This is a genomic window from Novosphingobium sp. BL-52-GroH (assembly GCF_044813085.1).
Lineage (GTDB): Bacteria > Pseudomonadota > Alphaproteobacteria > Sphingomonadales > Sphingomonadaceae > Novosphingobium.
In genome coordinates this window covers 663,572-674,123 of record NZ_CP171152.1, presented here as the reverse complement: position 1 = coordinate 674,123, position 10,552 = coordinate 663,572, and the positions used below count along the sequence as shown (strand labels likewise).

The window sequence follows — 10,552 nt, the reverse complement described above, 5'->3', positions numbered from 1 at the left end:
CGGTTTCGTCCCTAGATTGCAGCTCAACCCGTTTCGAGGAGTCCCTTTCGATGTCTACCATTGCCGTTACCGACGCCAGCTTCGAGGACGACGTCCTCAAGTCCGACAAGCCCGTCCTCGTCGATTTCTGGGCGGACTGGTGCGGTCCGTGCAAGATGATCGGCCCGGCCCTGGAAGAGATTGGCGAGGAACTGGCCGACAAGGTCGTCATCGCGAAGATGGACATCATGGCCAACACCGGCATTCCGGCGCAGATCGGCGTGAAGTCGATCCCGCTCCTGGTGCTGTTCAAGGACGGCCAGCCGGTCGCCCAGAAGCTCGGCGCGGCGCCCAAGAACGCGCTCAAGGGCTGGCTCGAAGGCGAACTGTGATCGCCTGACCGACAGGTCGCATATCAGGATGAGCCCCCGTCGCTGCGAAGCGACGGGGGTTTTCTTGTTCGTTCAGCCGGCTCTCGAATTACTGCTCTATCTGCGCCACGATCTGAGCGAAGGCGTCCCACAGGGCCGGGCTTGCCGCGCCGATGAGGTCGCGGCGTTCGTATTCGTCGGCGCGGTAGGGGCTGCCGTCGGGACGGGCGGCCTTTCCGCCGGCTTCGTTGAGGAACAGCACGCCCGCCGCGTGGTCCCAGGGCAGGGTGCGGTTGAACACGGAGAGGTCGTTCACTCCGGTCACCAGGCGCGGGTACTGTTCGGCGGCGCAGCGGGGGATGTCGACGAGGCGATAGTGCGGCGCGATGTGCGCCCGCACTTTCTCGCGCGCCTCGGGATCGAGGAACAGCGTGGAGATCGCAGCGACGGGAGGCTCGTCGCCGGTGGTGCGCGCGCTGATCCGCTCGCCGTCGATCCAGGCGCCGGTGCCCAGGCCCGCCTTGCAGAACCGGCCGGAAAGGCAGTCGAGTATCCACCCGCCGAGAATCTCGCCCTTGTCCGCGAGCGCGACGAGTACGCCGAAGGGTGGCTTGCCGGCGGCGAAGTTGTTGGTGCCGTCGAGCGGGTCGACGATCCAGCACAGCCGGTCCTTGAGGCGTTCCATCACCGAGGCGTCTTCGAAGACGGCCTCCTCGCCGACCACCGCAGCTTCGGGTAGAAGCGCGGCGAGGCGTTCGGTGAGCATCGCCTCGGCCTCGCGGTCGGCCACCGTGACGAGGTCGTCGATCGCCTTGTTGTCGATCTCGCTGGCGGCGAGCGACTGGTAATGGGGCAGGATCGCGCGGTCGCTGGCTTCGCGCATGATCGTCTCGACGGCGGCGTGGAGGGCAGGCGTCATCATGTCAGCGGGATCATGACCTGGCTAGCGAAGCCCGGCCGCTGCCGGATGCGGGCATACCAGTCGGCCACGGCGGGAAACTCAGGCTTTTCGAAGGCGAGGCTGAACCACGTATAGGCATAGACGCCCATGGGGATGTCGCCGATCCCGAATTGGCCGCCCGAGAGCCAGGGCTTCTCGCCCAGGTACTTGTCCATTACCGCAAGGTGGCGGGCGCATTCGTCGATACCGCGGGCGATGGCGTCGTGATCCCAATCCTGGCGGGGGATGCGGGCGTGGCTGAGGAAAGGCACGCCCTGCGCGGCGGCGTAGGTGAACTGCCAGTCCATCCAGCGATCCGCGAGCGCGCGGTCGATCGGATCGCGGGCGAACCAGCGCTCGCCGCCGTATTCGGCCGCCATGTAGCGCAGGATCGCGTTCGATTCCCAGAGCACCACCTTGCCGTCCTCGATCGTCGGGATAAGCCGGTTGGGGTTCTTGGCGAGATAGTCCTCGCTGAAGCCGAACTGCCGGCCGACATCGTGGCGCACGTAGGCAAGCCCCAGTTCTTCGGCGAACCAGGCGACTTTCTTGACGTTGTGGGAGTTCAACCGGCCCCAGATCGTGAATGCGGGTGCGGTCATTCTCAGCTCCGGTAGTCGGCGTTGATCGAGATGTAGCCGTGCGTCAGGTCGCAGGTCCAGACCGTCGCGCTGCCTTCGCCGAGGCCCAGGTCGACCTCGATGGTGACGTCCTGGCCCTTGAGATGGGCAGCGACGGGGGCTTCGTCGTAGTCGGCCAGCGGCAGGCCCTCGCGCGCTGCCCAGGTGCCACCGAATCCGATCGAGAGCTTGTCGCGATCGGCCGGTTCGCCCGCCTTGCCGACAGCCATGACGACGCGGCCCCAGTTGGCGTCCTCGCCGGCGATGGCGGTCTTGACCAGCGGCGAGTTGGCGATGGCCATGCCGACCTTGCGGGCGCTCTCGTCCGAGACGGCGCCGGTCACGGCCACGGCGATGAACTTTTGCGCGCCTTCGCCGTCGCGCACCACGAGGTGGGCGAGTTGGCGGCACACGTCATGGATGGCCGCCGCGAAGGCGTCCGCACCGGGGCTCTCGAAGGAGGCGAGGCGGGTGTTGCCGGCCTTGCCGGTAGCGAAGGCGAGCACGGTGTCGCTGGTCGAGGTATCGGAATCGACCGTGATGCAAGAGAACGTGCGCTGGTTCGCCGCCGAAAGGCACTGTTGCAGGAAGCCCGGCTCGACCGCGGCATCGGTGAAGAGGTAGCCCAGCATCGTTGCCATGTCGGGCGCGATCATGCCCGAACCCTTGATGATGGCGCTGATCGTGATTTTCGTGCCGCCGATCATGGCCGTGGCCGTCGCACCCTTGGGGAAAGTGTCGGTGGTGGCGATGGTGTTCGCGGCGTCCTCCCAGCTGCAGGGTGCGGCTTCGAGGGCCTTGGCAACGCCTTCGCGCGCCTTGTCCTTGGGCAGCGGCACACCGATGACGCCGGTGGAGGAGACGAAGACCTCCTCCTTGCCGCAGCCCAAGTGCACGGAGACTTGCTCCATGATCTGCTCGACCGCCTCGCGGCCCCTGTACCCGGTGAAGGCGTTCGAATTGCCGGCGTTTACCACCAGCGCGCGGGCGCGGCCCGATGCCACGTTCTCGCGGCCCAGTTCCACCTCGGTCGAGCAGCACAGGTTTCGTGTGAAGACGCCGGCGACGGCCGTGCCTTTCTCGAACGCGACGTAAGTCAGGTCGCAGCGGCCCCAGTCCTTGTACCCGGCGCGCACGACGTGGGGCGTGACGCCCGCGATCTCGGGCAGGGCGGGGAAGGGCGAGGCGAGCGGGGAGACGGGGTAGGCCATGGCCTGAGCGACTAGCGCATGGTTGTGACAGGTCAAGCGTCGGCGAACGATGCGCGCGGCGATACCGGGGTGTCGGCGGCGGGGCCCGCGCGCCGGCCGGAGACCATGGCGAGAAGCGTGGCCAGGGTCAGGGCCATGGCGGCGGCGACGATCCTGCCGGGAAGGTCGCCCAGATGGTTGCCGAGAATGAGGATCGGCATGTGCACCGCGTAAAGCGGGAAGGAAATCGCGCCTAGCGCGGCGAGCGGTCGCCGTGCCCAAACCGGGGGGCTTGCCGCGGCGGCCATCCAGAACACGGTCGGGAACACGAGCATGACCACCGCGACATCGCGAAGCCAGTCGGGGCCGGGTAGGAACGGCAGCACGCAGACGACCACCACGGGCAGCACCAGGCAGACGCGCCAGTCGGCCAGTCGCGCGGGCGGAGCAACACGCCAGCGGCGGGCGAGGATCACGCCGAGGATGTACGACCACCCGGTCCGCGCCACCGCCGCGGGGAACTGGCCTCCTGTTAAGCCGAGGTCGAGAGTCCCCGCTTTGGCTGCGAGCAACATCATGGCGATCGCGCTCGCCGCTGCGATGGCCAGCAGGGTGCGGCTGCGCAGCCGATGCAGCAGCACCGCATGCAGGGCATTGGCCATCAGTTCGAGAAACAGCGACCATTGCGGCCCGTTGACCGGAAAGATCGGCCCCCGCGAGGGAAGCGGGATCATTCCGACGCCGAGCGCGAAGGCGGCGAGGCTCAAACTCAGCGGCTGCCCGCGCGCGACCAGCCCCAATATGCCCAGCGACGCGCCAACGAGGATCAACGGCCGGAAGCGGCTCAGGCGCTGGGCGAAGAAGCGGCCCACGCCAAGGCCCCTCGCGAAGCGGGGTTCGAACGCCAGGGTGATGACGAAGCCGGACAGGAGGAAGAACAGGTCGACGAACAGGTAGCCGCGAGAAAACGCCATCGTCACATCGTCGAACTGGACGTGAAACAGCACGACACCGATCGCGGCGAGGCCGCGAATGCCGTCCAGCAGAACCATCCTGTCCGCTTGCCCGCTCTTCATGAGCCCCCCGTATCCGATGACCCGCTCCTAGCGAAAAATGCTTAATGACGCGTAAGTGAGATTCGTCGGGGTGACGGGTGAGAGGAAAATCTGTTCGCGGCATACATCTGTCTGGTGGACACGTCGGATGCTCGTCCTTATCTGGTCTGCGATGGTCCATCGCCTGTTCCTGACCCTGCTTGCCCTGCTGACGGGCCTGGCCGCACAGATCGGCCCGGCGGAAGCGCGCCTGTCGCAGGCGACGAGCGTGCAGGTGGTCGCGTCGCGCGAACTGGTCGCGGCCAAGGCGCCGAAAGCGCCCGTCGCACTGGCGCGGCTGCCCGAACCGGGCTTGCGCAATACCCGTCTCCATGCCCCGCCGCGCATCGTCGCGCCGGCCCCGGTCGTCGTGGCGACCGTGCTTACAGGCATAGACCGCGCCCGCGAATAACGCGGAAAGCTGCGCAACATTTCGCTTCCTCGCGAGCTTTCGACGCGCCTGGGCAATGGTCCCGGCGCGCGACTTTCGATCATACGCATTCACGAAATACAGGGGTTTCCCGCCATGCTCGGCGCACTCGTCAAGTCCATCTTCGGCTCGTCCAACGAGCGTTACGTCAAGTCGCTCGACAAGATCGTCGCGCAGATCAACGCCTTCGAGCCCGCGCTGGAAGCCTTCAGCGACGAGGAACTGGCGGCGCAGACGCCCAAGTTCCGCGAAATGCTGGCGAATGGCTCCACGCTCGACGACCTGCTGCCCGAAGCCTTCGCCACCGTGCGCGAGACCTCCAAGCGCGTGTTCGGGCTGCGCCACTTCGACGTGCAGTTGATCGGCGGCATGGTGCTTCATCGCGGCGAGATCGCCGAGATGCGCACCGGCGAGGGCAAGACCCTGGTGGCAACGACCGCGACTTACCTCAACGCGCTCGAAGGCAAGGGCGTCCACGTCGTCACCGTCAACGACTATCTCGCCCGTCGCGACGCCGAGCAGATGGAGAAGCTGCACGGGTTCCTGGGCCTCACGGTCGGCGTGATCGTGCCCAACCTCAACGAGTGGGAGCGTCGCGAGGCCTACGCGGCGGACATCACTTACGGCACCAACAACGAGTTCGGCTTCGACTACCTGCGCGACAACATGAAGCACGAGCGCAGCCAGATGGTGCAGCGCCCGTTCAACTTCGCCATCGTCGACGAGGTGGACTCGATCCTGATCGACGAGGCGCGCACGCCGCTGATCATTTCGGGGCCCACCGACGACAAGAGCGAGCTCTACGTCCAGGTCGACGCCATCGTGAAGCAACTGGTGCCCGAGGACTACGAGGCCGACGAGAAGACCAAGAACATCTCGCTCACCGAGGACGGCGTCGAGAAGGCCGAGCGCATGCTCGAGGCCGCCGGCCTGCTCGAAGGCTCTAACCTCTACGACGTCGAGAACACCCAGGTGGTCCACCACCTCGACCAGAGCCTCAAGGCGGTGGTCATGTTCAAGCGAGACACCGACTACATCCTCAAGGACGACAAGGTCGTCATCATCGACGAGTTCACCGGCCGCATGATGGATGGCCGGCGCTGGTCGAACGGCCTTCACCAGGCGGTCGAGGCCAAGGAAGGCGTGCGCATCGAGCCCGAGAACCAGACGCTCGCCTCGATCACCTTCCAGAACTATTTCCGCATGTACCCCAAGCTTTCGGGGATGACCGGCACCGCCGCGACCGAGGCGGGCGAGTTCTACGACATCTACAAGATGAACGTCGTCACCATCCCGACCAACGTGCCCGTCATGCGCGTCGACGAGGAGGACGAGTTCTACAAGAACACGCTCGACAAGTTCGCAGCCATCGCCAAGCTGATCCGCACCAAGTACGAAACCGGCCAGCCCGTCCTCGTCGGCACTGTGTCGATCGAGAAGTCGGAACTGCTGTCGGACTTCCTCAACAAGGAAGGCGTCAAGCACTCGGTCCTCAACGCCCGCTTCCACGAGATGGAGGCGCACATCGTCGCGCAGGCCGGTTCGCTCGGCGCGGTGACGATCGCCACCAACATGGCCGGGCGCGGCACCGACATCCAGCTTGGCGGCAACGTCGAGTTTCGCGTCGAGGACGAACTGCGCGACGTGCCGGAAGGGCCGGAGCGCGACGCCGCCATCGCCAAGATCAAGGCCGAGGTCGGCGAACAGAAGCGCCTCGTGCTCGAAGCCGGCGGCCTGTGCGTGATCGGCACCGAGCGCCACGAAAGCCGCCGCATCGACAACCAGTTGCGCGGTCGTTCGGGTCGCCAGGGCGATCCGGGCCTGTCCAAGTTCTACCTGTGCCTGGAGGACGACCTCCTGCGCATCTTCGGTCCCGACACGCTGTTCTCCAAGATGATGAACAACAACCTGGCCGATGGCGAGGCGATCGGGTCGAAGTGGCTGTCGAAGGCCATCGAGACCGCGCAGAAGAAGGTCGAGGCGCGCAACTACGAAGTGCGCAAGCAGGTCGTCGAATACGACGACGTGATGAACGACCAGCGCAAGGTCATCTACGAGCAGCGCGCCGACATCATGGACGCCGAGACGGTCGACGACGTCGTCGTCGAGATGCGGCAGGACACCGTCAACGCGATCGTCGCCGACGCCTGCCCCGCGGGCTCCTATCCCGAGCACTGGAAGGTCGAGGAACTCAAGGAGCGCGCCAAGGATATCCTCAACCTCGACGCGCCCATCGAGGCGTGGATCGAGGAGGACGGTATCGAGCCGCAGGATATCGAGGAACGCCTCGCCGCGATGGCCGACGAGCACATGGCCGCGAAGATGGCGCAGGACGATCCCGCGATCTGGCGGCAGGTCGAGAAGTCGATCCTTCTCGATCGCCTCGACCATTTCTGGAAGGAGCACCTCGCCACTCTCGACGCGCTGCGGCAGGTGGTCTTCCTGCGCGCCTATGCGCAGAAGCAGCCGATCAACGAATACAAGCAGGAAGCCTTCAGCCTGTTCGAGCGCATGCTGGAAACCATCCGCGAGGACGTGACGCGGATCATCTCGGTCAGCGAACTGCGCATGCCCGAGCCCGCGCAACTGCCCGAACTGCCGGACTTCCTCACCGGCCACATCGATCCCTTCACCGGCCTCGACGATTCCGTCGATGGCGACGGGTCCTCGCTCAACCCCGCGCTGTTCGGCTCCTTCGCCGGAAGCCCGCAGGGTATCGCGCCGACGGAGGCCGGGGCCGCGCAGGGCAATCCCTACGCCGACCTGGCGATCAGCCGCAACGCGCCGTGCCCTTGTGGTTCGGGCAACAAGTACAAGCATTGCCACGGCGTGCTGGCCTGAAAGTCAAAAAGTGAACACAAGGCGCCGTCCGGTCTCGAGCCGGGCGGCGCCTTTTTATTTGAACTACGTAATTTTCACCAAGGTGCAAATTGAAGTAAACTTCTGTGCAGTTTGTGTTGTTAATAATTTAACAACTCTTGTAATATTTATAACGACGTTGATTACTACCAATGATCCTTTCCGTAGATTAGCTCCGTCGTAGAAGCATCAGGGCTTCTATGAGGGGGAACTCATGTTTGGTAGTGCGACACCTAACTCGTTGGGCCTGAAGGGCGCGGGCATAAAGTCGGCCGTCTCGGTCACCGCCCTTGGCATCTCTCTGGCGCTGGCGGCGCCGGCCCTTGCCCAGAGCGTCGTCAATCCCGGGTTCGAGACCGGCGATGCGAGCGGATGGGTTCTGAGCGGAGGCACCTGGACCAGCACGGCGGTCTGGCCGCCAGTGGATTCGACCTGGGCCGGTGCGCCCAACTCGGTCACCATCACCAATGCCGGGGACGTCGATCCCTTCACCGGCACGCCCACCGTCTTTGCGGGCAACCATGCGATCCGCCTCAACGACTTCACGCCGAACTACGGCGTCACCGCGCTGGCGCAGACGGTCAACGGCTATGCCGGCAACAAGCTATATTATGCCTGGAACGCGGTGCTGGAACCTTCGCACGGTCCCACCGACAGCCCTTCGTTCATCATCAAGGTGGTCGACAAGACGACCGGCAAGGTCATCAACAACATCGCCTACAGCGCCTACACCGCGCAGAACACCACGATCTTCCGCACCGCCGGTCGCTACGTCACCAGCGACTGGAAGGTCGAGGACATCGACATGATCGCGGGCCACGACTACGATCTGCTCTTCGTCGCGCTCGACTGCCCTTACGGTGCCCACTCCGGCTACGTCTACGTCGACGGCTTCGGTAACGCGATCCCGGGTGCCAACGCCAACGTCGACTTCGATCCGCTGACCGACATCACCCGGGGTTCGGACGTGCTGATCCCGATCCCCGGCGGCAATACGCCCGACATCGACCTGGCCAAGTCCTTCTACACCACGACCGAACTGACCGACGGTGACGTCAATCCCAACTTCGTGGGCGGCACCCTGCAATCCGATACCGGCGCTGCGATCAGCACGGCGCTGACGGTGCAGACCCAGGGCGGCACGATCGACACCAACGGCTTCGACGTCGACCTCACTGGTGGCCTCACCGGCGCGGGCGGCATGACCAAGGTGGGTGAAGGCACGCTGACGTTGTCGAACGCCATCAGCACGATCAACGAAGGCTTCGCGGTCAACGCGGGCACCCTGGCGGTCAACTCGGCGCTGTCGAGCCTGAACGTCACGGTCGGCTCGGGCGCGACCCTGGGCGGCACCGGCACGATCGTCGCCGACGTCGCGGTGGGATCGGGCGGCACGCTGGCGCCGGGCAACAGCCCCGGCACCCTGGTCGTCGCGGCCGGCGACGTCACGCTGGCCGACGATGCGACGTTCGCGGTGGAAATCGACGGGCGGACCTACGACGCGGCCGGCGGGGCGGGCACTTACGATCGTCTCGCCCTGACCACGGGCGCGACCTTCGAGCCCAACGGCGTGGTCGCGCCGACCCTGCGCGGGATCACCGGCGGCAACAACACCTTCACGCCCGTTGTGGGCGATACCTTCACCGTGGTCGAAGGCGGGGCGGTGGGCACCGGGGCGTTCGAATTCGGTCATCCAGCCCACGTCGGGACTGGCGGCGAACACGCGCTTCGACGTGATCTATCGCCCGACCAGCGTCACGCTGGCGACGACTCCGATCAGCTACGCGACGTTCGGCACGGCCAGCGGCTGGAAGCGCAACGCAATCTCGGCCGCGGGCGGGCTCGATCCCTTCCGTCCGGCAGCGGGCGCCCGCACGGGTGCGTTCCTGCCGCTCTACGACGGGCTCTACGGGTTCAACGGCGAACAGCTCGGTTATGCCTTCTCGCAGATCAGCGGCGAAATCCATGCCGATACGCTGCAGATGGCGCTGGCTTCGGCGCGGGACGTCAGCCAGACCGCGCTCACCGCCGCGCAGGAGCCCTGGGGCTGCCCGCCTGCGGTCCAGACGCCCGGCCAGTTCACCGAGCCGGCTCCTGAAAGCGCGGCGCAAGGGTGCGGCACCGATTCCACGAGCAAGGGCGCGACCGTTTGGGGGCGCTACCTCGGCCAGTCGACCGACGTCGGCGAGGACGGCACCGCCTATGGCTACAACCGCAACGCCAAGGGTCTGGTCGCCGGCATCAGCGTGGTGAACGTCGATGGGACGCGGCTGGGCATCGGCGGCAGCTTCAGCGACGGCGACATCGGCAGCGCCGTCGGCAGCACGGCCGACATCGATACGGCATCGGTCTTCGCCTATGGCGCCCATCGTTTCGGCAGCCTGTCGCTGGGCGGCGTGATCGGCTACAACAAGGCCAGCGTCGATACCGTCCGCACGGTCGGCCTGACCACAGGAAGCCTCCAGGCCACCGACAGCTACAAGATCAAGACCTGGACGGCGGCGCTCGAGGCGAAGCTGGACCTGAAACTGGGCGATCGTTCGGTGATCCGGCCGGTCGCCGGGATCGAGATCGCCCGCAGTTCGGCCAATGCCACGTCCGAAGGCGGCTCGGCCACGGTCGCGCTGACGCTCCCCAAGGAGAAGTGGACCAGCGCGAGGACGAAGCTGGGCGCCGAACTGGCGATCGGCGTGGGCAACCCGGTGGAGGCCGGGCTGTTCGGAAACTGGCGCCACGAACTCAAGGACGCGACCGCGGTGCGCGTCGCTCAACTGGGGGCGGCGAACTGGCTGGTCTCCAGCGTCGAGGCCGACAAGGATTCGTTCGAGGCCGGCGCACTGCTGGGCATCAAGGCGAGCAACGCGATCAAGCTGCGCCTCGAATACGCGATCGTACGCAACGGCGATTACCACGCCGATCGTGCCACGATGGGTGCATCGATCAAGTTCTGACCGCCAACGCGCGGTCCGCGATTGAAGGGGGCGTGGCGAGAGCTGCGTCCCCTTCGTCGCGCTGGCGGTGGGGATTCGCATGTCGATCTGAGTGGACGCCGACCGGGCGGAACCGGGT

Annotated in this window: 9 protein-coding genes; 5 read left to right on the top strand and 4 right to left on the bottom strand. The window is 65.9% G+C overall.

Annotated features, from left to right (window positions below):
* Positions 1-50 precede the first annotated feature (50 nt).
* Positions 51-371: a thioredoxin gene (gene trxA, locus ACFFDA_RS15785; RefSeq protein WP_404481621.1), complete on the top strand. Its 321-nt coding sequence runs from the start codon at positions 51-53 to the stop codon at positions 369-371.
* Between the two features lie 88 nt (positions 372-459).
* On the opposite strand, the gene ACFFDA_RS15780 is transcribed toward trxA, so the two are convergent.
* Genes ACFFDA_RS15780 through ACFFDA_RS15765 form a run of 4 tightly spaced genes read right to left on the bottom strand, consistent with a single transcriptional unit; the run spans position 460 to position 4,152 of the window.
* Complete coding sequence (locus tag ACFFDA_RS15780) at positions 460-1,272, bottom strand: inositol monophosphatase family protein (RefSeq protein ID WP_404481619.1); 813 nt, start codon at positions 1,270-1,272, stop codon at positions 460-462.
* Entirely contained in the window at positions 1,269-1,892 is a 624-nt protein-coding gene (locus ACFFDA_RS15775; protein WP_404481617.1) for a glutathione S-transferase family protein, read from the bottom strand. The genes ACFFDA_RS15780 and ACFFDA_RS15775 overlap by 4 nt, the downstream gene beginning before the upstream one ends.
* Positions 1,893-1,894: 2 nt before the next feature.
* Positions 1,895-3,121 carry a bifunctional glutamate N-acetyltransferase/amino-acid acetyltransferase ArgJ gene (gene argJ / locus ACFFDA_RS15770; RefSeq protein WP_404481615.1) on the bottom strand — a complete coding sequence of 409 codons (1,227 nt, stop codon included), beginning with the start codon at positions 3,119-3,121 and terminating at the stop codon, positions 1,895-1,897.
* Positions 3,122-3,153: 32 nt separating this feature from the next.
* Positions 3,154-4,152 carry an acyltransferase family protein gene (locus tag ACFFDA_RS15765; RefSeq protein ID WP_404481613.1) on the bottom strand — a complete coding sequence of 333 codons (999 nt, stop codon included), beginning with the start codon at positions 4,150-4,152 and terminating at the stop codon, positions 3,154-3,156.
* 151 nt (positions 4,153-4,303) lie between these two features.
* On the opposite strand from ACFFDA_RS15765, the gene ACFFDA_RS15760 reads away from it, so the two are divergent.
* The 4 genes from ACFFDA_RS15760 to ACFFDA_RS15745 all read left to right on the top strand — a co-directional run bounded on the left by ACFFDA_RS15760 (position 4,304) and on the right by ACFFDA_RS15745 (position 10,434).
* Complete coding sequence (locus tag ACFFDA_RS15760; RefSeq protein ID WP_404481611.1) at positions 4,304-4,606, top strand: hypothetical protein; 303 nt, start codon at positions 4,304-4,306, stop codon at positions 4,604-4,606.
* 114 nt (positions 4,607-4,720) lie between these two features.
* The gene (gene secA, locus ACFFDA_RS15755) at positions 4,721-7,465 is read left to right on the top strand and encodes a preprotein translocase subunit SecA (protein ID WP_404481609.1); all 2,745 of its coding nucleotides are present in this window, start codon (positions 4,721-4,723) and stop codon (positions 7,463-7,465) included.
* 232 nt (positions 7,466-7,697) lie between these two features.
* On the top strand, positions 7,698-9,581 hold the full coding sequence (locus ACFFDA_RS15750) for a hypothetical protein (protein WP_404481607.1): 1,884 nt from the start codon (positions 7,698-7,700) through the stop codon (positions 9,579-9,581).
* The gene (locus tag ACFFDA_RS15745; protein WP_404481605.1) at positions 9,466-10,434 is read left to right on the top strand and encodes an autotransporter outer membrane beta-barrel domain-containing protein; all 969 of its coding nucleotides are present in this window, start codon (positions 9,466-9,468) and stop codon (positions 10,432-10,434) included. Before ACFFDA_RS15750 ends, ACFFDA_RS15745 begins: the two co-directional genes overlap by 116 nt.
* Positions 10,435-10,552 lie beyond the last annotated feature (118 nt).